The following is a 21,836-nucleotide window of genomic DNA, read 5'->3' as shown; positions in this document are numbered from 1 at the left end:
CTCAACTGCTCGAACCGCCCGGTGCGGACCCGCATGCCGGGTGGTGTGGCAGGGGCGCGGCCCTTCAGGGCCGCCCCCTATGCCGATCGTGAAGGTGTCGCGTCAGACCTTGGCCTTGCTCTGCTTGATCCAGTAACCGACGCCCAGCGCGGCGAGCCACACGGGTATCAGGTAGACGGAGATGCGCAGGCCCGGCGTCAGATACATGATCACCAGGATGCCGGCCAGGAAGACCAGGCACAGGTAGTTGGTGAACGGGTAGCCCAGGCTCTGGAACAAGGTCGTCTTGCCTTCGATTTTTTTCTGCGCGCGGAAGCGCAAATGGATCCAGCTGATCATGGCCCAGTTGATGATCAGCGCCGACACCACGAGTCCCATCAGCACTTCGAACGCTTCGCCCGGCATGAAGTAATTCACCACCACGCAGGCGCCCGTCGCCAGGGCCGATACGCCCAGGGCGACGAGCGGCACGCCGCGGCGGTTCAGGTGCAGCAGCGCGCGCGGCGCATTGCCTTGTTTGGCCAAGCCGAACAACATGCGCGTGTTGCAGTACACGCCGCTGTTATACACGGACAGGGCGGCCGTCAGCACCACCACGTTCAGGGCCGTGGCCACCAGGTTGCTGTCGAGCGCATGGAAGATCAGCACGAAGGGGCTGCCGCCGGTGACGACGTTTTGCCACGGGTACAGCGACAGCAAAATGCCCAGCGCGCCGATGTAGAAAATCAGGATGCGGTAGATGGCCTGGTTGGTCGCGCGCGGGATCGTCGTGCTCGGATCGTCCGCCTCTGCCGCCGTGATGCCGACCAGTTCCAGGCCGCCGAACGAGAACATGATGACGGCCATGGCCATCACCAGGCCTTGCCAGCCATTCGGGAAGAAGCCGCCGTGCTGCCACAAGTTGGCCACCGACGCTTGCGGGCCCGCGTCGCCGGAGGCCAGCAGATACGCGCCGAAGACGATCATGCCGATGATGGCGACCACCTTGATCAGGGCGAACCAGAACTCCATCTCGCCAAACGCCTTCACATTGAGCAGGCTGATGGCGTTGATGACGCAAAAGAAGATGAGCGCCGAGACCCAGGTGGGCACGCCCGGCCACCAGTACTGCACGTAGATGCCGACGGCTGTCAGTTCGGCCATGCTGACGAGCACATACAGCACCCAGTAATTCCAGCCCGACAGGAAGCCGGGCAGGTGGCCGCAGTATTTATTGGCAAAATAGCTGAAGGAGCCGGCGACCGGTTCGTCGACCACCATCTCGCCCAGCTGGCGCATGATCAGGAAGGCGATGACGCCGGCGATGCCATAGCCCAGCAGGACCGAGGGGCCGGCCATCTTGATGGTCTGCGCGATGCCCAGAAACAGGCCGGTGCCGATGGCGCCGCCCAGGGCGATGAGCTGGATGTGGCGGCTTTTCAGGCCGCGCTTGAGCTCTTGTGGTTCGGTAATCCCGACTGCCGTCATATGTTTTGTCCTGTTTTTACGGGGCTGAGGTCGCTGATTCTAAAGCATGCACGGGCAAATCAGGAGCGAAATGCATGTTGCACTGCGGAGGCGCAAGAAAAGCCCCGCATCTTCGCCGATCGGCGCGCAAAACGGCCGCCTGCGCCCTGCGCGCCGGCCGCGGCGAGGGCGGCGCCCGATAGCACGGTCTTGTGGCGCACGCATGGGAAAACATCGTTTCTTGCATTGATGTATGATGCATCATAATTTTTCAAAGATCAAAAACACACATGAAGCATCCATTGGACAGTCTGGTGCATGTCAACCTGGGCAAGTCCGTGTACGCCACGCTGCGCGAAGCGCTGGCGGCCGGGCGCTTCCAGCCGAACGACCGGCTGCGCATCCGCGAGCTGGCGCTGCAACTGGGCACCAGCGTCACGCCCGTGCGCGACGCCATGCTGCAACTGGTGCAGGAAGAGGCGCTGGTGCTGCGCTCGCCGCGCGACTTCCGCGTGCCCGTGCTGAGCGTGGCGCGCTACCTGGAAATCCGCGCGCTGCGCCTGGAACTGGAAGGCTTGGGTGCGGCTGAGGCGGCGCAGCGCATCGACGACGCCACCCTGGCCGACCTGGAGCGCCTGCTGCAGGCGAATGAAGAGGCCATCGCGCGGCACGACCTGGCGGCGGCCCTGCAATGCAACCAGGCGTTTCACCTGGGCCTGGCGCAGGCGGCCGGCATGCCGACCTTGAAACGCTTTGTCGACCACCTGTGGATGCAGACGGCGCCCCTGATCGCCGCTGGCTACGCCAGCTTCTCGCCCGACATGCGGGTGGGCCACCACCACGCCATCATCAGCGCGCTGCGCCAGCGCGACAGCGCGGCCGCCCGGCGCGCCATCGAACAGGACATTCTCGACGGCGGCACGCAGATGCTGGCCTATGTCATGCGCCAGGAGCGCCGTCACGCTGCAGGTATTGCCGAACAAAACGCAGAACAGGACAAGGAAGAACATGACTGAACAAAAAACCGCCATCGTCACGGGCGCCAGCCGCGGCATCGGCCACGCCGTGGCGGAACGATTCCGCAGCCTGGGCTGGCGCGTCATCACCGTCTCGCGCAGCCCGATTCCTGGCGGCTGCCCGCGCAGCCAGGAGCACAACACGCATGTGTGCATGGATTTGTCGGACCTGAGCCAGATCGGGCAGATGGTCGAGACGCTGCGCCCCATGCTGGGCGACGCCAAATTGCATGCGCTGGTGAACAACGCGGGCGTGTCGCCGAAGGGGCCGGGCGGTTCGCGCGTCAATTCCCTGACCACCGACATGCAGACGTGGCAGGAAATGTACAACACGAATTTCTTTGCGCCGCTGGCCCTGACGCGTGGCTTTGCGCAGGAATTGTCGAACGCGCGCGGCGCCGTCGTGAACCTGTGCTCGATCGCAGGCTACCGCGTGCACCCGTTTGCCGGCTCGGCCTACGCCAGCTCGAAGGCGGCGCTGGCGTCGCTGACGCGTGAAATGGCCAACGACATGGCGCCGCTGAACGTGCGCGTCAACGCGATCGCACCAGGCGAGATCGACACGGCCATCCTGTCGCCCGGCACCTCGCACATCGTCGACACGCAAATTCCCCTGCGCCGCCTGGGCACGACGGCCGAAGTGGCCGACCTGGTGGAGTTTTTATGCAGCGAGCGCGCCTCGTATATCACGGGCGCGGAAATTCCCATCGACGGCGGCCAGCGTATTTAATTGAAAAGGAATATCGCATGACACAACATATCGGCATCGTCGGCTGCTCGGCCGAAGGCGCAGCCCTGTGCTACCGCACGATCTGCGAAGAGGGCGCGCATGCGCTGGGCGCCTATGAACATCCGGAAGTGACGCTGCACACGCCGCCGCTGGCGCGCTATGTGGAGTGCCTGAATGCGGGCGACCTGGCCGGCGTGGCCGAACTGATGCTGGCGTCGGCGCGCAAGCTGGCCGCCGCCGGCGCCGATTTCCTGATCTGCCCCGACAACACCATCCACCAGGCATTCGAGCGGATGGCGCCCCGTTCGCCGCTGCCATGGCTGCATATCGCCGACGTGGTGGCCGCCGAAGCGGCCGCGCGTGCTTACCAGCGAGTCGGCTTGACGGGTACGCGCTGGCTGGTCGACAGCGCCGTGTATCCGGACAGGCTGGCCGCGCGCGGCATCGTTTGCGTGCGGCCGGGCGAGGATGAGCGCGACGAAATCAACCGCATCATCATGGAAGAGCTGGTGCCGGGTGTGGTCAAACAGGGGAGCGTGGCGCGCTTCCAGGCCATCATCGCCGGCTTGCGGGAACAGGGCTGCGACGCCGTCATCCTCGGCTGCACGGAAATCCCGCTGATCATCGGCGACGCCAATTCGCCGCTGCCGACGCTCGATTCCACGCGCTTGCTGGCGCGCGCCGCCTTGCGCCGGGCCCTGGCCGCCTGACTATTTGATTCGCTGAGTGTCCAGCTGCGCCTGCAGCGCGGCCACCACCAGCGCGTGGTCGTCAGCCTGTGCCAGGCCGGAAACGGTCACCGTGCCGACCAGCCCCACGCCGCGTATCAGCAGGGGAAAGGCGCCGCCGTGGCCCGCGTACTCGATGTCGTCGAGGTATTTCACGTCTTCGAAGGTGCTGCCGCGGCTTTTATACGAGATGCCCATGTAGTAGGAGCTGCGGCAAAAGCGCTGCACCGTGTTGTTCTTGCGGCGTATCCAGTCCGCCTGGTCCGCGGTGGCGCCCGTCATGGCGTGGTGGAACAGGATCTGGCCGTTGCGCGTGATGTTGACGGTGACTGCCTTGCCCCGCTTGCGCACTTCCTCGACGATCCACAGGCCCACGGCCAGCGCGGCGTCGTTGTCGAAGCGTTCGAATTGCAGGGTTTCTTCCTGCTGTGCGAGGGTGTGCAGCAAGTCGGCGTAATGATCCATCGTCAGGGAGTCGGGTAGTGGCTGGAAACGCTACTGTAGCGCACCATGAGGCAGACGCGCGCGCTTTTTCCACACCGGGCCTACAATAGGCTGCATGAATCTGTCCCTGTTTGCCGATGAAGACCAGGCTCCCGCCAGCCCTGCGCCGCTGGTGCCCGGCTCGTCCGCGTCTGTCCTGCTGCGCGGTTTTGCGCTACCGTATCTGGGCGAAGTGCTGCCGGCGCTGGACGCCATCGTGCAAGCGGCGCCCTTGCGCCACATGGCTACGCCCGGCGGTTTGCGCATGTCCGTCGCCATGAGCAATTGCGGCCCCCTGGGCTGGGTCACGGATGGGCGTGGCTACCGCTATGCGCGGCGCGATCCGGCCAGCGGCCTTCCGTGGCCGCCCATGCCGCCCGTGTTCCTGCGCCTGGCGCAGCAGGCGGCGCTGGCGGCCGGCTATCCGGGCTTTGTTCCCGACGCCTGCCTGGTCAACCGTTATGCGCCCGGTGCGCGCATGGCCTTGCACCAGGACCGCGATGAGTGCGATTTCAACGCGCCCATCGTCTCCGTCTCGCTGGGGCTGCCCGCCACCTTCCTGTTCGGCGGCGCGGAGCGGGCCGACAAGGCGGCACGCATCGCGCTGCTGCATGGCGACGTGGTAGTGTGGGGCGGCGCCGACCGACTGCGCTTCCACGGCGTGGCGCCGCTGAAGGAGGGCGAACACGCGGTGCTGGGCGCGCAGCGCATCAATCTGACGTTTCGCAAGGCCGGCTGATCTGTCAATATCCGTATTAATGCAAGGCACTTGCAAATGTGGAGGTTTTTCCCCATTATATGCAACTTGTTTGCATATGGAGCCCTCACCATGAAGCGCGATTCCCTTTCCTCGCCCCTGCCCGACGTGGCGGTTGGCCCCCATCAGGGCAGCCCCATGCCGCTGGACTGGGTCGGCATGCAGGGCATCGCCTTGCCCTTGTGGCTGGAAGAGGGCGGCCAGGCGCAGCAGGTCCATGCCTGGGCCGACGTGCAGGTCGACTTGCCCGACCCGCGCGTCAAGGGCATCCACATGTCGCGTTTGTATCTGCTGCTCGATGCGTTTGCCGCCGCCGGGCCGCTCGATGCCGCAGAATTGGCGGCCCTGCTTCGCCGTATGGTGGCCAGCCACGCCGATTGCGCCAGCACGCAGGCGCGCCTGGCGCTGGCGTTCCCCCTGCTGCGGCGCCAGCCGGCGCTGCTGACGGCGGGGCTGTCGGGCTGGAAATCGTATCCCGTGCGCCTGCAGGCCAGCTGCTCGCCACACGGTTTTATGCTATCCCTGACGGTGGAGATCGGCTATTCGTCGACCTGCCCGTGTTCGGCGGCGCTGGCGCGGCAACTGCTTGCCGATGCCTTCGCAGCACGTTTCGGCGCGGGCGGCATCGATGGCGCGGCCGCGCGCGACTGGCTGCAGGAACACGCTAGCCTGGCCACGCCGCACAGCCAGCGCAGCACGGCCAGTGTCACCGTGCAATTGCATGACACTGCGGAACTGGAGCTGTTCCCCCTGATCGACCTGGTGGAAGCGGCGCTGGCGACGCCGCTGCAGACGGCCGTGAAACGGGCGGACGAACAGGCGTTTGCGCGCCTGAATGGTGCTAACCTGATGTATGTGGAAGACGCGGCCCGCCGCGTGCAGGCGGCGCTGGCGCCATTGGCGTCACAGTATGCGCAGGCGCGTGTTACCGTACGGCATATGGAAAGCCTGCACCCGCACGATGCCGTGGCGCAGGCGGGCCAGCTTGCCTGAGCTTTTCAGTCGATCACCGTGGAGGAAGACCGTATGCCGGAGAAACGCGCGCAGGAGCCTGGCGAGGGCAGTCTGGAAGAAGAAGTGGAACGCGAACGGCGCGAGCATGCGCTGATCGACGAGGAAAAGCTGGGCATGGACGAGCTGGAAGAGGAGCGCCTGAAGCGGGAACGCCCGCCGGGCGCGCCGGCGGGCCGCTAGCGTGCAAGCGGATGTATCGCCGCTGGCATCGCGCCGCGCTGCCCGGTACAATTTCGCTTTGTCCTGCTCCCCCAACCCCGGAGGCCCATGAAATATCGCGCATTCTTCCCGTTCATCCTCGGCCTGACAGGCACCGTCCTGACTGTCTCGCAAGCCCAGGCCGCCACCATCTGCACCGCCATGGCCGACGCCAGGACGGGCGCCGTCTTGCTGCAAGAGGGAAATTGCCTCGACCGCGTCACGCCCGCATCCACGTTCAAGATCGCGCTCAGCCTGATGGGCTACGATGCCGGCTTCCTCCAGGACGAGCACAAGCCCAGCTTGCCGTACCGCCAGGGCTATGCGGACTGGGGCGGCGACGCCTGGCGCCAGGACACCGACCCGTCGCGCTGGATGCAGTATTCCGTCGTCTGGTATTCGCAGCAGATCACGCAGGCGCTGGGCGCCGAACGCTTCCAGAAATACGCGAAGGCTTTGCGTTATGGCAATGCGGATGTGTCGGGCGACCCGGGCAAGGACAACAGCCTGGAGCGCTCGTGGATCAGCTCTTCGCTGAAGATATCGCCGCTGGAACAGCTGGGCTTTTTGCGCAAGCTGGTCAATTACCAGCTGCCCGTGACGAAACAGGCGATGGAAGAAACGCATCGCCTGACCCGCCTGGCCGATGTGGCCGGCTGGCAAGTGCACGGCAAGACGGGGGCCGCTTTCCCGCGCAAGGCCGACGGCAGCTTCGACGAAGCGCATGGCTACGGCTGGTTCGTGGGCTGGGCCAGCAAGGGCGAGCGCAGCATCGTGTTTGCGCGCCTGGTGCAGGACGAGCAGAAGGGCCAGCAGTCGGCCGGCTTGCGCACGCGCGACGCGATGCTGAAGGAATTGCCGGCCTTGCTGGAGCAGGCGCAGAAGTGACGAGCAGCATCGTCGCCGCCACCTTCCTCGTTTCCGACGGCGAGTACCTGGAAGCCGTCATCGAGGTGGATGGCCAGCGCCTGCATGTGATGGACGAGTTCGGCGGCGCGCAGATGGCCGCCGGCGCGCACGTTCGGCTCGAACTGTCGCCCATGCCCAGCGAGATGAACGACTGGGACGCCATCTTCCGCGCCAACCCGGGCCAGGAAAAGCGCCTGCTGCGCCTCGATGGCTGGCGCTACCTGGCGCTGGGCGTCGTGACCCAGGTTGACCCCGTCATCTGCGACTGCGGCTTGCTGCGGGTGGCAGACGCGTTTCATACGCGCGATGCGCGCTGCGTGGGCGCGTATGTCGGCGTCACGCTGGCGCGTCTGGATGCTTGCCTGGCGTAAAATCCGGCCCGCTTTGTTGCCCGCCCTATATACTTGCTGAAACGGATCATCCGGCATCAGACAAGGTTACAGGCATGGCATCAGGCATGGAGCAGTTTCAGGAAAAAGCACGGCAGGCATTCACATGGGGGCGCGCGCAGGGCTTGCGCGTGGCGGGGGCGGCATGGGTGAGGGCGGTGGCGCTGTACCGGCGCGGCCATGCGCACTTGATGACCTTGCCGCCCGTGCGGCGCACGCTGGTGCTGGGCCTGTGGTCGTTCCTGGCCGTGCTGGCGCTGGTGATCCTTTACATGCTGCTGCTGATTCCCCTGACGCCCAGCATCCACGACTTGCGCCAGGCGCGCGCGGCTGCACCGAGCACCATGGTCAGCGCCGACGGCAATGAACTGGCCCGCTTCGACCAGGGCTTGCAGGAACGGGTGACGTTAAAACAGATTTCGCCGAATGTGATCAGCGCGCTGATCTCGACGGAGGACCACCGCTTCTACGACCACCACGGCATCGACTTCACGCGCACGGCCGGCGCCATCCTGCATACTGCGGGAGGCAACCCCCAGGGCGGCTCCACCATCACGCAGCAGCTGGCGCGCAATATGTTCCCTGAAGAAATTGGCCGCTCGCGCAACCTGAACCGCAAGCTGAAGGAACTTATCACGGCCCTCAAGATTGAGGCCACCTACAGCAAGACGGAAATCCTGGAAGCCTACCTGAACACCGTACCCTTCCTGTACAACACCTACGGCATCGAAATGGCAGCCCGTACCTACTTCGACAAGCCCGCCTCGCGCCTCGACATCCTGGAGAGCGCCACCCTGGTCGGCATGCTCAAGGGCACGAATTACTACAATCCGGTCGGCAATCCCGAGCGCTCGCTGCAACGCCGCAACGTGGTGCTGGGGCAGATGCGCAAGCATGACGTCATCGACGAGGCGCGCTACAAACAGTTGATCAAACGCCCGCTGCGCCTGCATTTCGAGCGCCAGAGCGACCGTGCCCAATCGGACAGCCATTTCACGGCCTACGTGCGCAAGTGGCTGATCGAGTGGGCCGACGAGAACGACTACAACCTGGAGCGCGATGGCCTGGTGGTGCACACCACGCTCGACCAGGATTTGCAGCAGGCGGCCGAGCGCGCCGTCGAGCGCCAGGCGAACGCCTTGCAGGCGATTGCCGACGTGGAATGGAGCCGCGCCGGCGTGCCGTCGTCCACCTCGACGGGCATGTATGCGGGCATGCAGGGCGGCAGCGTGGCCTTCGACTATTTCTGGAAATCGCATCCGGCCCTGCTCGACGCCTTCGTGCGCGAGTCGGGCGACTACCGCAAGCTGACGGCGGCCGGCGGCGCGCCGGACGACGCGCTGGCGCAACTGAAAGGCGACCGCGCCTTCATGGCGGCCCTGCGCAAGTCGAAGACGCGCCTGGAAGCGGGCTTTACGGCCATGGATCCGGCCACGGGCGCCGTGCGCGCCTGGGTGGGCAGCCGCGATTTTGCGCGCGAACAGTTCGACCACGTGTCGCAGGCGGCGCGCCAGCCCGGTTCCACCTTCAAGCCCATCGTGTATGGCGCGGCGCTGGAAAAGGGCTTGAGCCCTGAGCACGTCTACCGCGATGCCGTGATGGATATCAAGGCGGCCGACGGCACGATATGGCGCCCGACCGACATGAGCGGCACCACGGGGCGCGACATGACCATGCGCGACGGCCTCGTCTACTCGAAAAATACGATCACGGCGCAAGTGATGCAGGACGTCGGCTTGCCGCCGATCATCAAGCTGGCGCGCGCGCTCGGCATCCGCGACAGCAAGCTGGAAAAAGTGCCGTCGCTGGCGCTGGGCACCAGTCCCGTTACCTTGCTGGAAATGGTCAACGCCTATGCCAGTATCGCGGCCCAGGGCGAGGCGCGCCTGCCGTTTGTTGTCACGCACATCACCGACCGCGAAGGCAAGGTCATCGCCCGCTTCGGCGAAGACAAGCCCAAGCGCGCCATGCAGGCGGCATCGGCCGCCACGCTCACCGACATGATGCGCGGCGTGATCGACCGCGGCACGGGCACGGCCATCCGCAGCCGCTTCGGCATCCGTTCCGACGTGGCCGGCAAGAGCGGCACCACGCAAAACAATGCGGACGGCTGGTTTATCCTGATGCACCCGGAACTGGTGGGCGGCGCCTGGGTGGGTTTCAATGACGCGCGCGTCACCATGCGCAGCAACTACTGGGGTCAGGGCGGCCACAACGCCGTGCTGGTGGTGGGCGATTTCTTCAAGACGGCGCTCGACACAGGAAAACTGTCGCGCGACGCCATTTTCCCTGGCGGCAAGCGGCCACCGCCGCTGCGTCACGTGGAACCGGTCGAGGAGCCGCAGGACGAACCGGTGGAAGAGCCGGGAGATTTGCTGCAGGAAGGCGCGCCGCCGGCGCCGCTGGCCGTGCCAGCCGAAGGCGACGGCGGACAGGAGCCGCATGGCAAGGCGGTGCAGGAACCGGCTCCCGCGCCAGCGCCTGTGCCGCAGCCTGTGCCGGTGCCGCAAGGGTAAGTCGACTATTGCAAAGAACAATCATGACCTCACGCAAGCCCACACTGCGCCTGATACTCGGCGACCAGCTCAACGCGCAGCATCGCTGGTTCACCGAAGTCGATGACGCCACCATCTATGTCTTGATGGAAGTGCGGCAAGAAACCGATTATGTGCTGCATCATGCGCAGAAAATCCTGGCGATCTTCGCGGCCATGCGCGAGCTGGCGCGCCACTTGCGCCAGCTTGGCCACAGCGTGCACTACATCGCCATCGACGACGCGGCAAGCACGCGGACGATACCGGAGAATATCGAAGCGCTGATTCGCCACTATGACGCTTGCACCTTCGAATACCAGGCGCCCGACGAGTGGCGCCTCGACCTGCAGCTGTATCAGGCCGGGCGACGCTCGGCCATCCCCTGGCTGATGGTCGACAGCGAGCATTTCTATACGGCACGCCACGAGGCGGCCGATATTTTCGCCGGCCGCAAGCAATGGCTGATGGAGTTTTTCTACCGCCAGATGCGCAGCGCGCACCAGGTGCTGATGGAAGACGCGAAAAAACCCGTCGGCGGCCAGTGGAACTTCGACCACGATAACCGCAAGCCCTGGCGCGGCACGCCCGCCGAGCCGCACGATCCGCGCACCGTGCATGACCATTCCCTGTTATGGCAAAGCATCGTCGCCGCTGGCGTGAAGAGCTTTGGCGCGCCGCATGCCGAGCGGCTGGCGTGGGCGCTGAACCGCGATGAGGCGCTGCAGCAGCTCGATGCCTTCATCGAGCGGGCCTTGCCGCACTTTGGCGATTTCCAGGATGCGATGAGCGTCAAGGCATGGCGCTTGTTTCATTCCCTGCTGTCGTTTGCGCTGAACGTCAAAATGCTCAATCCGCGCGAAGTCGTCGCCAGGGCGCAGGCGGCGTATCATGCCGGCCATGCTCCCTTGGCTGCGGTCGAGGGATTCATCCGCCAGATACTGGGCTGGCGCGAATATGTGCGCGGCGTCTACTGGGCGCAGATGCCGGGCTATGCGGAGAAGAATTTCTTTGGCCACACGCGTCCGCTGCCTTCATGGTTCTGGGACGGCAAGACGAAGATGCATTGCCTGTCGCAGGCGATTACCCAGTCGCTGGAACAGGCGCATGCGCACCACATCCAGCGCCTGATGGTGATCGGCAATTTTGCCTTGTTGGCCGGCCTCGATCCGGCCCAGGTGCATGGCTGGTACCTGGGCGTGTATATCGATGCCTTCGAATGGGTGGAGCTGCCCAACACCGTCGGCATGAGCCAGTTCGCCGACGGCGGGCTGCTGGCCACCAAGCCGTATGTCTCCAGCGCCGCGTATATCGACCGCATGGGCGATTATTGCAAAGGCTGCCATTACGACAAGAAGGCGCGCATCGGCGAGCGCGCCTGCCCCTTCAATGCCCTGTACTGGGATTTTTTCCATCGCAACGGGGACACATTGGAACGCAATCCCCGCATCGGCATGGCGTATCGCCAGCTGGAGAAGATGGACGAGGCGACGATCACGGCCTTCCGGCAGCAGGCGGCCACGATGCTGGCCAGGCTCGATTCACTGTAAGCCTGCTGGTGCACGGGCTGCCCAACGGTAGCCTGCTTTATTTCCCCAAGGGAATTCCACAGGGTAATGTGAAGTTGCCGTACGGACGCTTGCCATCGGCCGACGGCGTGGGCCAGTAGATTATATGATGGGAACAGGCGTCGAATTGCAGGGTGACGTCTGCAGTCTGGCTACCATTTGGGCTGGCGTGACCAACGTAGCACTTTCGCAAGTCTGATTTTCACCGTATGCTCCCCTCCCGTTTCATGCTCGAGCCACAGGACACCGCCTTCCATGCAGACCCAGGCATCAACTATGCGCGTGTCGAACGGCATCGCCGTGTCTTTTATATCAATCTTCATTCGCCCAGAATTGACATCGAGCGACCTTAATACCCGCGTCGTTCGATGCGTGAACTCGATGACGTATGAAGTTCTTGTATTTTTAATCATCAAAAGTGCTCATTCAGGTGCGTAAGTTTCTTAAATATTACTATATAAAAATTTTCGCCGCACACGAAAACGAGCACATCAATAAATTCCTGACTGCAAAAATTTCCAAAATGAAAAATTATTTATGCAAAATAAATTAAAAATTTTTATGAATAAATATTGTCGCAATGAGAAAAAATAATTTCTAATTTTAATTATTTTCTTCGGAAAATATATGTTTAATTAATTTTTCGATGGTACTCTGTTATGTTTTTTACTTTGACATAAGTCAAGATTATTGATGTATTGATCTCAGGATAAATTCTTACTGCTAGGATACAAGCTCATCCTTGGTATCGATGAACGATTCATGCTTGAAAATAATGAAAATTTCATGAGAGAAAGAATTTGTGTCGGTGACCCATCGGCATTTCATACGCTCTATGTCAAATATAGTGTTCATGTGAGAAGTTTGGTAAGTCATCATGTTCATTATAAGCAAGATATCGATGATATGGTTCAGATTGTCTTTCTCAATGCATTTCAATGGTTTAAGGAGTGTCGTAGCTATTCGACGTTGTATGCATGGTTATATTCAATAGCCATGAATGGTATCGAGAACTATTATTGTAATGAATTAAAAATTGAATCAAGTGCATTTTTCTCATTCGACGGCATGAATGATGCTGTTGATGCATTAAATATCTCTAATAAAAATAGTCCAGAGGAAATATGTAGTGCAATAGAAACTGGGCTGGAGATTGTTCGATTGATCGCCAACTTGCCGCCTCTCTTGAAAAATGCCTTATTGCTGCGTGAGAATGATGGTATGAGCTACGGTGAGATTGCAATAAAGATGGGATGTCCTATGGGAACAGTGCGAAGCCGTATTCACAGGGTCAGGGCAGAGATGCGCAAGAGGCTGGAAAAGGATGATTGAATGTAGTTCCGCATAATTGTGGTACCCCAGGCGCAAGCTGCGATTATTTGTCGCTACTTAACATAAATTTACATGGTAAATAAAAATTACATCAGTGGCCTGGCGCAAGAGGAGATTGATCGTCGAAGACGGATCGATGCATTGACAGCACAAAAAATAGATGTTGCGATTATTTTCCAGGAAATGCTTGGTACCGCCATGGCAGCAAAATACTTGCGAACAAATGGCGTGCCGCTATCTATCGCATTGCGTGTGTTGATATATGCTCACAGAAAAGACCCATCGCCACCAAAAATGATGGGATTCGAGGATGGGCCTGCCAATCGCTTCCAGTCCAAGCAGACCGCGACAAGGGGGGAATCAGATTGAGCAGGCTTGAAAACAAGCTGCCATGCGTCTAAATGCGAAGGCAATTGTCACGCTTCGGTACCGCGTCGGACGGCGATGGGGGCTGCTCATCGACTGGAATAGTATTTGGTCGGGAAGTGCCGTACGTGCTCGACAGGAAGCCGGCTACGCTTCAGACCGTATTGCGACGCAACCCCGCCTGCAGCACGGGCGAGCACAGCAGGGCGCCGCAGAGGCGCGCCATCACGGCGTCGTCAAGTCCTGGCGCTGGAATTCGATGCGGTTTTCCTGGTAGTCCCATTTGGTGTAGGGGCCGAATACGCGCCGGTTTTCCTTGCTGTCGGCATTCGACAGCTCGCGCTTCATGCGGCGTACCAGAGCGGGGTCCGTCAGGGGTGCTGTGGTGGCGGCGAACACGTCATGCCGCACGCTTTGTTTGGCGTCGGCGCCGCGCGAAATGATGGTGAGCTTGCGTGAGGCGGGATCGAAATACAGGCGCATGGCGAAAGTATTCATGTCCTGCAGATACAGGCCGTCGTCGCGCTGCTGGGCATGAAAGTAGTCGCCGCAGACAGCCTTCGGCTCGCGCTTCCATTCGCAGGACAGGACGATCAGCAGATGCCGTTCATCGAGTTGCTTGACCGAAATGCGTCCTTTGGAGTAACCCCAGGTGCTGGCCGGCACGGTCGCCGACGAGGCCAGCTTGTATTCGCCCACGAGTCTGGCCAGGGGCGCTTGCGCCGAGGCGCCGGCGCAGAGTGTCAAGGCGGCTGCCGCCACGGCGCCGCGCAGCTTGGAAAATGGTGTCATGATGGCCATAAAAAGAAGTTGCCATATTATAGATGGCAACTTTCCAGGATGGCCACGCGCTTGCCCTTATTTCAGCTTGCTCAATTCCGCCACGTCGATCTTGACGACCTTGTCGCCCACGGCGGCCACCAGCGTCTTGAAGTGGGACGTCGCGTAGTGCGCCGTCAGCGCGGCCTGGTCGGTCCATTCTTCCAGCATGATGAAGCGCGTGGGAATCTTGTTGTCGAGGTGCAGGTCGTAGCGCAGGCAGGCGCTTTCGGCGCGGCTGGGCGGTACGACGGCTTCCAGGGCGGCGCGCACGGCGTCGATATGGTGGGCTTGGGCATCGATGGTGGCGACGACGATCAGGGTCATGGTGGTCCTTGTTAAGTGGTGGGGCGGGTGCAGCTTAGCGTAGTTTGCCCATTCTTGCCCGCCATGCCCGGTCAGGCTGCGCCGAGCTGGATCACGGCCAGCATGTCGTTGCCCTCGGCATCCATGCCTTTTTCCACGAAACCCATGCTGGCATAGAACTTTTTCGCGTTGGCATTGCCAGGCTTGTAGCAAATTTCGATGCTGCGCGCGTCCGGCCGGGCGCGGATTTCCGCCAGCGCCAGGGCGAGGGCGGCGCGGCCATGGCCTTGCCCCTGCCGCCGGTGATCGATCATGAAGCGCCAGATCTGGTAGTGGCCGGGCGGATCTTCGGCGTCGGGCGAGACGAACATCAGGAAACCGATGACCTCCTCGTCGCCATACACGGCGCGCGTATGCATGGTGGCGGGGTAAAAGCTGGCCTCCGCGATGGAATAGTCGTTGCTGGCCAGATAGTCGCGCTGTGGGGGCAGCAAGGGCAGTTCGCTGATGGTGTCGAAATTGTCGGCGGTGACAGGTCGCAGGCTGATGTGCATATTCAAGGTAGTAAAAGGCGGGACTGGCATTATGCGTAAAAATTATTAAATAGTCAATATTATTCCATCACCCGCCTTCCGCCGCCGCATGATGGCTCTGCCCGTCTAGAGGCCGGCCGCATCGCTCCGGTAGCGCGCCGGCGGCAGCTCGAACTGGGTCTTGAAGAAGCGGGTGAACGCGCTTTGCGAGGAGAAGCCCAGGCGCTCGCTGATGTCCGCCACGCTCAGCGTCGTTTCGCGCAGCAGGCGGCGCGATTCGCGGCTCTTGGCGCGCAGTTCCAGCGCGCGGAACGAGGTCTGCTCCTGCTGCAGCTGGCGCTGCAAGGTCCAGCGGTTCATCGCCAGGCCGTCGCACAGGGCCGGCAGCAGCGAGGCGCCGTCGTCGTCTCCCGCACCATGCCGGCCCAGCAAATCGATGATGGCTTGCTCCACGCGGGCCGAAAACAGCTGCGCGCCCTGCAGCTGCTGCAATTGCCCCTGCGCGTGCCGCAGCGCGTGCGGCGCCAGCATGGCGTTGAACTGGGCGAAGGGCCGGTCCAGCGCGGGCGCGTCAAACGTCAGCGTGTTGCGCGCCTGGCCGAACGTGGCGGCAGCGCCGAAGCACTCGGCAATGGCCGGCGCGAACCACGGCGCCTTGCCCCGGAAGCCGGCATGGAAGGCGGTGGGCGCGCCATCGTCGTAGGCGCGCGCCACCAGCGACAGCATGCGGAAGTTGGCCAGCGCCTGCATGGCGCCGCCCGCCGGACAGAACTCGGACAGGTATTCGATCTCGATGCGCGTGCCGTTTTCGCGCATCAGCATGAAGTCGAATTCGCCGATCAGGCCCCGCAAGTGCAGCAGCTCGTGCAGCGCGCTGCGCAGGGTAGGGCGGTTGAAGCAGACGTGGGCGATGCCGGAGTAATGCGCGAACCAGTGCGTCACGTCGAGATCAAGAAGGCCGCGGTGCTGCGGCAATTGCTGGGCGTAGGCCGTCATGCGGCGGTGCCGCTCGGCGTTGATGCGCCCGCCTGGTTCCGTGAGCTGCGTCGGCGTGATGCCCGTGTGGCGGAAGAAGTCGGCGGGGTCGTGGCCATCGGCCTGCATGGCGCGCGCGCATTGCTGCGCGATCCGGTTCGAAACCGTGCGCGTATCGGGTTTGTGCAAGGCTGTCTCCTGCTTGTTGTAGTAATTTTTCACAAATATTAGCACTTTGTAGGAGATTGTTGGTTGTTGTGCCATCTAACCAAAAATTGTTCTCGCGGGTATAAAGCGCGTGCTGCGCGGTCAAGAAACTCACGCATTCCCACGCTATATTGTTTTCGGCCGGCCTTGCTGCCGCGCCTTGATACCTACAAAAACAGTCTTGGAGATAATGATGAATTGCACTATGAAACCGATGGCCCGCGTGGTCGCCGGCTGCGTCGCCACGCTGGCCCTGGCCGCCTGCGGCAACGACACCGTCAGCGAGGAATACCAGCAGCCCGTGTTCGGCGCTACCACCTACGCCCAGCTGAAGGTCGACGGCTATGCCTTCAAGGACATGAACCGCAATGGCAAGATCGACCCGTACGAAGACTGGCGCCTGCCGGCCGAGGCGCGCGCCGACGATCTGCTGTCGCGCATGAGCCTTGATGAAAAAGCGGGCCTGATGATGCACGGCACGGCGCCCACCGTGTCCGATCCTTCCGGCATCGGCCTGGGCGGCGCATATGACTTGACGGCCCTGCAAGACCTGATCGTCAAGCAGTACGTGAACACCTTCATTACCCGCATGGCGGGCGACACGGCCAATATGGCGTCCCAGTACAACAAGGTGCAGGCCCTGAGCGAAACGTCGCGCCACGGCATTCCCGTGTCCATCAGCACAGACCCGCGCCACCATTTCCAGTACACGGTGGGCGCCAGCGCCGGCACCAAGGGATTTTCCCAGTGGCCGGAAACCCTGGGCCTGGCCGCCATCGGCGACGATGCGCTGGTGCGCCGCTTCGGCGATATCGCGCGCCAGGAATATCTGGCCGTCGGCATCACGCAAGCCCTGTCGCCGCAGGCGGATCTCGCCACCGAGCCGCGCTGGTCGCGCATCAACGGCACCTTTGGTGAAGACGCGGACCTGGCCAAGCGCATGGTGCAGCACTATATCGAAGGCTTCCAGGATGGGAATACGGGCTTGCACGATGGCAGCGTGGCGGCCGTCGTCAAGCACTGGGTCGGCTATGGCGCCACGAAAGAGGGCTTCGACGGCCACAATTACTATGGCCGCTACATGACCTACCCGGGCAACAACTTCGCCTACCACGTGAAGCCGTTCGAGGGCGCGTTCACGGCCAAGGCGGCCTCCGTCATGCCGACCTACGCTCTGCCGGACGGTAATGTCACGATCGACGGCATCACGCTGGAGCAGGTGGCGGCCGGTTTCAGCAAGACCATGCTGACGGATCTGCTGCGCGGCAAATACGGCTTCGAGGGCGTGATCCTGTCCGACTGGGGCATCACCTCCGACTGCGACGCCAATTGCCGCAACGGCACCGCGCCTGGCGTGGCGCCTTCCTTTATCGGCTTTGGCACGCCGTGGGGCATGGAAGACGCCACCAAGGCCGAGCGTTATGTGAAGGCCGTCACGGCGGGGATGGACCAGTTTGGCGGCGTGACGGAAGCGCCCTACCTGACGCAAGCCGTGCAGCGGGGCCAGCTGACGGAAGCGCGCATCAACGCCTCGGCGCGCCGCATCCTGGTGCAGAAATTCAAGCAGGGCCTGTTCGAGCATCCGTTTGTCGATGCGGCCATGGCGGCTGCCACCGTGGGCAAGGCCGACTTCATCGAGGCGGGCCTGGACGCCCAGCGCCGTTCGCTGGTCCTGCTGGAAAACAAGGACAAGGTGCTGCCGCTGGCAGCCAGCGTCAAGAAGGTGTATTTGTACGGCATCGACGCGGCTGTGGCGCAGCAGTATGGCTACACGGTGGTCGCCACGCCGCAGGAAGCGGACGTGGCCCTGCTGCGCGTGGCCGCGCCGTATGAAATCCTGCATCCGAACTACATCTTCGGCAGCATGCAGCACGAAGGGCGCTTGAACTATGTCGATGGCGACGCCGACTACGAAGCGATCAAGAACGCGGCGAAACATGCGCCGAAGACGGTGGTGACCGTGTACCTGGACCGTCCGGCCATCCTCGGCAACGTGCAGGACAAGGCCAGCGCCATTCTCGCCAACTTCGGCGTGAGCGACGGCGCGCTGTTCGATGTCCTGACGGGCAAGGCCAAGCCGCAAGGCAAGCTGCCGTTCGAACTGCCCTCGTCGATGGCCGAAGTGCAGGTGCAGAAATCGGACGTGCCGTATGACACGGCCCATCCGCTGTACAAGTTCGGCTACGGCCTGGGGTACTGATAGGGAGCGGGACGGGCCGCCCGGCGCAGCCTGTCCCCGCCCGATTGACAGTACCCGAGCGCTCGCCGATACTGGCCGCTTCGTTCGCTGTTTTGTTCGCCGATTCTGCCAGGAAGGAAACCCCGATGTCCGTCACTCCGCAATTGTGCAAGACCGCGCTAGTAGCCGCGCTTGCAACCGCGCTGGCCATGCCCGCCATGACCGCCATGGCCGCCGTCCCTGCAACTGCCAGCGCTTCATCGGCCTGGGTTGAAACGAGCAACCGCAACGCGGCCATCGTGCTGGCGGCGCAGGCGCAGTTCTCGCCCGAAAACGTTTCCGACACGGGCCTGGCGCAGTACGACGGCCTGGCCGCCGACCTGGGGCCGAATATTGTCGAACGCCAGGTGGCGGCCATGCAGCAGGCGCGCGCGCAATTGCAGCAGAAGCTGGAACTGGAACGCGACGAGCGCATCCGCCAGGACCTGGAAATTCTGATCGGCGCCGTCGACCAGGAAATCGCCGGCGCCCGGCTGGATGCCAGGTACGCCTTGCCGTGGGTCGATGTGCCGCAGATGGTCTTTGGCAGCATGCAAAGCCTGCTGCAGGAGCAGCGCCCGGCTACGCGCCGGGCCAAGGCGCTCGAACGCCTGCAGCGCTATGTGGGGCAATACCCGGGCAGCACGCCGATCACGGCGCAGGCCAAGGCGCGCTTCATGGAAAAAATCGGCCAGCCTGGCCTGGCGGGACCCGTGCGCCTGCAGGTAGAACAGTCGCTGGAAAACGTGCCGACGTATATTGCCGGCATCCGCAAGCTGTTCGCCGACATGAAAATCCCCGGCGCCGAACCTGCGCTGGCGGCCATGGAACAGCAGTTGAACGAATACGCGGCGTGGGAAAAGCAGGTGGTGCTGCCCCTGTCGCGCACGGATTTCCGCATGGCGCCCGAGCTGTACGCGTTCCGCCTGAAGCAGGTGGGCATCGACATCGAGCCGCGCGCGCTGGTCGAACGGGCGCAAGTGGCTTACCTGGAAACGCGCGCCGCCATGCAGGCGCTGGCGCCCGTGGTGGCGGCGAAAATGTCGCTGAAGGGTGTCGATGGCAGTGATTACCGCCAGGTGCTGCGCGCGCTGAAAAGCGATTCGATTCCCAACGGGCAGCTTGAAGCGCACTACAAGGGCGTCAACACGCAGCTCGAAGCGCGCATCGCAAAGCAGCGCGTGGTCGATATTCCGGCGCGCGCCATGACCATGCGCCTGGCGTCCGCCGCCGAATCGGCGGCGCAGCCGGCACCGCATATGCGTCCGCCGCCGCTGATCGGCAATACGGGAGAGCACGGCCAGTTCGTCCTCCCCGTCAGCAATCCGGCTGCCAGCGGCAAGGGCGAGGCGTATGACGATTTCAATTTCGCCGGCGCCGCCTGGACCCTCAGCGCGCACGAAGGCCGTCCCGGCCACGAGCTGCAGTTCAGCGCCATGGTGGAGCGGGGCGTGTCGCAGGCGCGCAGCCTGTACGCGTTCAACAGCGTCAACGTGGAAGGCTGGGCGCTGTACGCGGAAGCGGAGATGATTCCCTACGAGCCGGCCGAGGGCCAGTTCATCGCGCTGCAGTTCCGCATGCTGCGCGCGGCGCGCGCCATGCTCGACCCGATGCTGAACCTGGGGCAGGTCACGCGCGAAGAGGCGGGCCGCATCCTGACGGACGAAGTGATGCTGTCGAAGCCGATGGCGCGCCAGGAGCTGGACCGCTACACCTTCAACGCGCCGGGCCAGGCGGGCAGCTACTTCTATGGCTACACGCGCATCCTGCAGCTGCGCGCGGAAACGGAGCTGGCGCTGGGCGCGCAATTCGACCGCCTGGCCTTCAACAACTTCCTGCTGGGTCAGGGCTTGCTGCCGCCGGACCTGCTGGCCAAGGCCGTGCGCGAGCAGTTCATCCCGGCGCACTGACGTAAAAAAAGACGCGTCCCGCGCGGGACGCGTCCTTCCTGCCGCGTTTTCCACTACTTCCTTGTCAGCGTTCCGCCACCACCATGGTGGTGCGCTGGCTGCCGATCACCAGCACGATTTCCAAAGGCAGGGCGCCATTCGGTATCTGATTGACCACGAACGACTTGCTGTCGGCGTTATAGCTGATCCAGGATGGCAGCGCGCTGCCGTCGGCCAGTTGCGCCCGCACCGGCACGCGGTTGACGGCGGCCGCTTCGACCACCTGCGCCGGTAGCGGGAAGCCGAAGCCGTTGCCGGCGTCGACGATCTGCTTGGGCACCGAGACCGCAATCGCGCCGCTTTGCTGCTGCGACGCCGGACGCACCAGCCCTACCGTGATGCCTGCTGTATCGGCTTGTGCCGCCGGCGTTACGCTGCCCGCGGCCGGCGTGGCTGCGGGCGCCGTGCTGCTCAAACCGGCTCCCGTTCCCGCTCCGGTGCCTGGCAAGTCGCCGAGCGGCGGCATGCTCAGGCCCGGCGCGACGCGCTGTTCGGCCAGCGGCAGGGCCGGCAGCGGTGGTGGCGTCACCTCCACCGGCGGCGGCACTTGCACGGCCGCGTCGGCGATATCGGCGCTCAGGCCCTGCGGCTGGCTCAGGGCGTAGTTGCCGACGTCGGCGCCGGCCAACGCATAACCGCTGACGCTCACCGGCTTGGCCGTGCCGGCCGTGGCGTCGGCAAAGCTGGCGCTGGCCGTCCCGGTCAAGGCCACCTCGTCTTCGCCGATCACATTGATGGCGGCAGTGCCGCTCAAGGTGGCGGTGGCGTTGCCGTCGAAGGTCTTGCTGTTGGCGCGCACGCCCGTCACGGTGATCGCCGCCGGCGTGATGCTGCCCACCAGTCCCGGCTGCTGGCCGATGACGTAGTTGCTGTCGCTGGCGGCATAGCCGGCCAGGGTAATCGCCTTGCCCGTGCCGACATTCTTGTCGGCGAACTGGCCGGTGCCCGCGCCACCGACCGTCACCACTTCGCCATCGAAACCCGTGACGGTCGCCGTGCCCGACAAGGCCACGTTGCGCGTGCCGTCGTAGGTCTTGGCCGCCGCCAGGCTCAAGCCGCTGACCTGCAGCACGGCTGGCGTGACGGTGCCTGTCAGACCGGCCGGCTGCAGCAGCACGTAGTTGCTGTCGCTGGAGCTGTAACCGGTAACGGTCACCGCCTTGCCCGTGCCGGCGTTCTTGTCGGCATAGCTGCCGCTGCCCGTGCCCAGCACGCTGACCACGTCGCTGCCCAGCGCCGTGACGGTCGGTGTGCCGGCCAATAGCGCGTTCAGGCTGCGGTCATAGCTGCGCTGCTGTACCGTCACACCCGTCACCTGCAGGGTGGCCGGCGTGATGCTGGCCGTCGTCGTGGCCTTGGTGG

General features: G+C 63.3%; 21 protein-coding genes. 14 read left to right on the top strand and 7 right to left on the bottom strand.

Annotated elements, in window-relative coordinates; genetic code table 11:
* Positions 1-102: 102 nt before the first annotated feature.
* Positions 103-1,467 carry an amino acid permease gene (locus AC54AF_RS25250; protein ID WP_496638764.1) on the bottom strand — a complete coding sequence of 455 codons (1,365 nt, stop codon included), beginning with the start codon at positions 1,465-1,467 and terminating at the stop codon, positions 103-105.
* Between the two features lie 269 nt (positions 1,468-1,736).
* Between AC54AF_RS25250 and AC54AF_RS25245 the strand changes: the two genes are divergently transcribed.
* From AC54AF_RS25245 to AC54AF_RS25235, 3 genes are read left to right on the top strand one after another with little or no spacing between them, the layout of a single operon-like run.
* On the top strand, positions 1,737-2,462 hold the full coding sequence (locus AC54AF_RS25245) for a GntR family transcriptional regulator (protein WP_496638763.1): 726 nt from the start codon (positions 1,737-1,739) through the stop codon (positions 2,460-2,462).
* Positions 2,455-3,192 carry an SDR family oxidoreductase gene (locus tag AC54AF_RS25240; RefSeq protein ID WP_131689993.1) on the top strand — a complete coding sequence of 246 codons (738 nt, stop codon included), beginning with the start codon at positions 2,455-2,457 and terminating at the stop codon, positions 3,190-3,192. The genes AC54AF_RS25245 and AC54AF_RS25240 overlap by 8 nt, the downstream gene beginning before the upstream one ends.
* Positions 3,193-3,209: 17 nt before the next feature.
* Complete coding sequence (locus AC54AF_RS25235) at positions 3,210-3,902, top strand: aspartate/glutamate racemase family protein (RefSeq protein ID WP_496638762.1); 693 nt, start codon at positions 3,210-3,212, stop codon at positions 3,900-3,902.
* Here AC54AF_RS25235 and AC54AF_RS25230 read toward each other — a convergent pair whose 3' ends face one another.
* A complete protein-coding gene (locus AC54AF_RS25230) occupies positions 3,903-4,385 on the bottom strand; it encodes a heme-degrading domain-containing protein (RefSeq protein WP_496638761.1) in 483 nt (160 codons plus the stop codon).
* Positions 4,386-4,479: 94 nt separating this feature from the next.
* On the opposite strand from AC54AF_RS25230, the gene alkB reads away from it, so the two are divergent.
* The 9 genes from alkB (at position 4,480) to AC54AF_RS25185 (ending at position 13,470) form a co-directional block, all read left to right on the top strand.
* Positions 4,480-5,142, top strand: coding sequence for a DNA oxidative demethylase AlkB (alkB, locus tag AC54AF_RS25225; RefSeq protein ID WP_496638760.1), 663 nt, complete (start codon positions 4,480-4,482; stop codon positions 5,140-5,142).
* A 90-nt stretch (positions 5,143-5,232) separates the two neighbouring features.
* On the top strand, positions 5,233-6,153 hold the full coding sequence (folE2, locus tag AC54AF_RS25220; RefSeq protein ID WP_496638759.1) for a GTP cyclohydrolase FolE2: 921 nt from the start codon (positions 5,233-5,235) through the stop codon (positions 6,151-6,153).
* Between the two features lie 33 nt (positions 6,154-6,186).
* Positions 6,187-6,354: a hypothetical protein gene (locus AC54AF_RS25215; RefSeq protein WP_496638758.1), complete on the top strand. Its 168-nt coding sequence runs from the start codon at positions 6,187-6,189 to the stop codon at positions 6,352-6,354.
* Between the two features lie 87 nt (positions 6,355-6,441).
* Positions 6,442-7,260, top strand: a complete 819-nt coding sequence (blaOXA, locus tag AC54AF_RS25210; RefSeq protein WP_496638757.1) for a class D beta-lactamase — start codon at positions 6,442-6,444, stop codon at positions 7,258-7,260.
* Positions 7,257-7,652 carry a hypothetical protein gene (locus tag AC54AF_RS25205; RefSeq protein ID WP_496638756.1) on the top strand — a complete coding sequence of 132 codons (396 nt, stop codon included), beginning with the start codon at positions 7,257-7,259 and terminating at the stop codon, positions 7,650-7,652. Before blaOXA ends, AC54AF_RS25205 begins: the two co-directional genes overlap by 4 nt.
* A 74-nt stretch (positions 7,653-7,726) precedes the next feature.
* The gene (locus tag AC54AF_RS25200; protein ID WP_496638755.1) at positions 7,727-10,186 is read left to right on the top strand and encodes a penicillin-binding protein 1A; all 2,460 of its coding nucleotides are present in this window, start codon (positions 7,727-7,729) and stop codon (positions 10,184-10,186) included.
* Positions 10,187-10,209: 23 nt separating this feature from the next.
* On the top strand, positions 10,210-11,751 hold the full coding sequence (locus AC54AF_RS25195; RefSeq protein WP_496638754.1) for a cryptochrome/photolyase family protein: 1,542 nt from the start codon (positions 10,210-10,212) through the stop codon (positions 11,749-11,751).
* A gap of 780 nt (positions 11,752-12,531) precedes the next feature.
* On the top strand, positions 12,532-13,101 hold the full coding sequence (locus AC54AF_RS25190) for a sigma-70 family RNA polymerase sigma factor (protein WP_496638753.1): 570 nt from the start codon (positions 12,532-12,534) through the stop codon (positions 13,099-13,101).
* Positions 13,102-13,173: 72 nt separating this feature from the next.
* Complete coding sequence (locus AC54AF_RS25185; RefSeq protein WP_496638752.1) at positions 13,174-13,470, top strand: hypothetical protein; 297 nt, start codon at positions 13,174-13,176, stop codon at positions 13,468-13,470.
* A gap of 222 nt (positions 13,471-13,692) precedes the next feature.
* Here the strand turns inward: AC54AF_RS25185 and AC54AF_RS25180 are convergent, their stop codons facing one another.
* The 4 genes from AC54AF_RS25180 to AC54AF_RS25165 all read right to left on the bottom strand — a co-directional run bounded on the left by AC54AF_RS25180 (position 13,693) and on the right by AC54AF_RS25165 (position 16,289).
* Positions 13,693-14,259 (bottom strand): hypothetical protein, encoded by a 567-nt coding sequence (locus tag AC54AF_RS25180; RefSeq protein ID WP_496638751.1) that lies wholly within the window; start codon positions 14,257-14,259, stop codon positions 13,693-13,695.
* 66 nt (positions 14,260-14,325) lie between these two features.
* Positions 14,326-14,613 (bottom strand): putative quinol monooxygenase, encoded by a 288-nt coding sequence (locus tag AC54AF_RS25175; RefSeq protein ID WP_496638750.1) that lies wholly within the window; start codon positions 14,611-14,613, stop codon positions 14,326-14,328.
* A 71-nt stretch (positions 14,614-14,684) separates the two neighbouring features.
* Entirely contained in the window at positions 14,685-15,146 is a 462-nt protein-coding gene (locus tag AC54AF_RS25170; protein ID WP_131689983.1) for a GNAT family N-acetyltransferase, read from the bottom strand.
* A gap of 105 nt (positions 15,147-15,251) precedes the next feature.
* Positions 15,252-16,289, bottom strand: a complete 1,038-nt coding sequence (locus tag AC54AF_RS25165) for a helix-turn-helix transcriptional regulator (protein ID WP_496638749.1) — start codon at positions 16,287-16,289, stop codon at positions 15,252-15,254.
* A gap of 223 nt (positions 16,290-16,512) precedes the next feature.
* Here AC54AF_RS25165 and AC54AF_RS25160 point away from each other — a divergent pair, with 223 nt between their 5' ends.
* Positions 16,513-18,507 carry a glycoside hydrolase family 3 protein gene (locus tag AC54AF_RS25160; protein ID WP_496638748.1) on the top strand — a complete coding sequence of 665 codons (1,995 nt, stop codon included), beginning with the start codon at positions 16,513-16,515 and terminating at the stop codon, positions 18,505-18,507.
* Positions 18,508-18,632: 125 nt separating this feature from the next.
* On the top strand, positions 18,633-20,435 hold the full coding sequence (locus AC54AF_RS25155; protein ID WP_496638747.1) for a DUF885 domain-containing protein: 1,803 nt from the start codon (positions 18,633-18,635) through the stop codon (positions 20,433-20,435).
* 64 nt (positions 20,436-20,499) lie between these two features.
* Here the strand turns inward: AC54AF_RS25155 and AC54AF_RS25150 are convergent.
* On the bottom strand, positions 20,500-21,836 hold a 1,337-nt coding region (locus tag AC54AF_RS25150), incomplete at its 5' end, for a YDG domain-containing protein (RefSeq protein ID WP_496638746.1).

It is taken from the genome of Janthinobacterium sp. JF4 (assembly GCF_059617925.1).
This window is presented reverse-complemented; position numbering and strand designations above follow the sequence as displayed.

What these genes read in the sequence shown, in the direction of transcription:
- AC54AF_RS25250 (WP_496638764.1), bottom strand. Translation starts at nt 1,467, where the DNA reads ATGACGGCAGTCGGGATTACCGAACCACAAGAGCTCAAGCGCGGCCTG.
- AC54AF_RS25245 (WP_496638763.1), top strand. Translation starts at nt 1,737, where the DNA reads ATGAAGCATCCATTGGACAGTCTGGTGCATGTCAACCTGGGCAAGTCC.
- AC54AF_RS25240 (WP_131689993.1), top strand. Translation starts at nt 2,455, where the DNA reads ATGACTGAACAAAAAACCGCCATCGTCACGGGCGCCAGCCGCGGCATC.
- AC54AF_RS25235 (WP_496638762.1), top strand. Translation starts at nt 3,210, where the DNA reads ATGACACAACATATCGGCATCGTCGGCTGCTCGGCCGAAGGCGCAGCC.
- AC54AF_RS25230 (WP_496638761.1), bottom strand. Translation starts at nt 4,385, where the DNA reads ATGGATCATTACGCCGACTTGCTGCACACCCTCGCACAGCAGGAAGAA.
- alkB (WP_496638760.1), top strand. Translation starts at nt 4,480, where the DNA reads ATGAATCTGTCCCTGTTTGCCGATGAAGACCAGGCTCCCGCCAGCCCT.
- folE2 (WP_496638759.1), top strand. Translation starts at nt 5,233, where the DNA reads ATGAAGCGCGATTCCCTTTCCTCGCCCCTGCCCGACGTGGCGGTTGGC.
- AC54AF_RS25215 (WP_496638758.1), top strand. Translation starts at nt 6,187, where the DNA reads ATGCCGGAGAAACGCGCGCAGGAGCCTGGCGAGGGCAGTCTGGAAGAA.
- blaOXA (WP_496638757.1), top strand. Translation starts at nt 6,442, where the DNA reads ATGAAATATCGCGCATTCTTCCCGTTCATCCTCGGCCTGACAGGCACC.
- AC54AF_RS25200 (WP_496638755.1), top strand. Translation starts at nt 7,727, where the DNA reads ATGGCATCAGGCATGGAGCAGTTTCAGGAAAAAGCACGGCAGGCATTC.
- AC54AF_RS25195 (WP_496638754.1), top strand. Translation starts at nt 10,210, where the DNA reads ATGACCTCACGCAAGCCCACACTGCGCCTGATACTCGGCGACCAGCTC.
- AC54AF_RS25190 (WP_496638753.1), top strand. Translation starts at nt 12,532, where the DNA reads ATGCTTGAAAATAATGAAAATTTCATGAGAGAAAGAATTTGTGTCGGT.
- AC54AF_RS25185 (WP_496638752.1), top strand. Translation starts at nt 13,174, where the DNA reads ATGGTAAATAAAAATTACATCAGTGGCCTGGCGCAAGAGGAGATTGAT.
- AC54AF_RS25180 (WP_496638751.1), bottom strand. Translation starts at nt 14,259, where the DNA reads ATGACACCATTTTCCAAGCTGCGCGGCGCCGTGGCGGCAGCCGCCTTG.
- AC54AF_RS25175 (WP_496638750.1), bottom strand. Translation starts at nt 14,613, where the DNA reads ATGACCCTGATCGTCGTCGCCACCATCGATGCCCAAGCCCACCATATC.
- AC54AF_RS25170 (WP_131689983.1), bottom strand. Translation starts at nt 15,146, where the DNA reads ATGCACATCAGCCTGCGACCTGTCACCGCCGACAATTTCGACACCATC.
- AC54AF_RS25160 (WP_496638748.1), top strand. Translation starts at nt 16,513, where the DNA reads ATGAAACCGATGGCCCGCGTGGTCGCCGGCTGCGTCGCCACGCTGGCC.
- AC54AF_RS25155 (WP_496638747.1), top strand. Translation starts at nt 18,633, where the DNA reads ATGTCCGTCACTCCGCAATTGTGCAAGACCGCGCTAGTAGCCGCGCTT.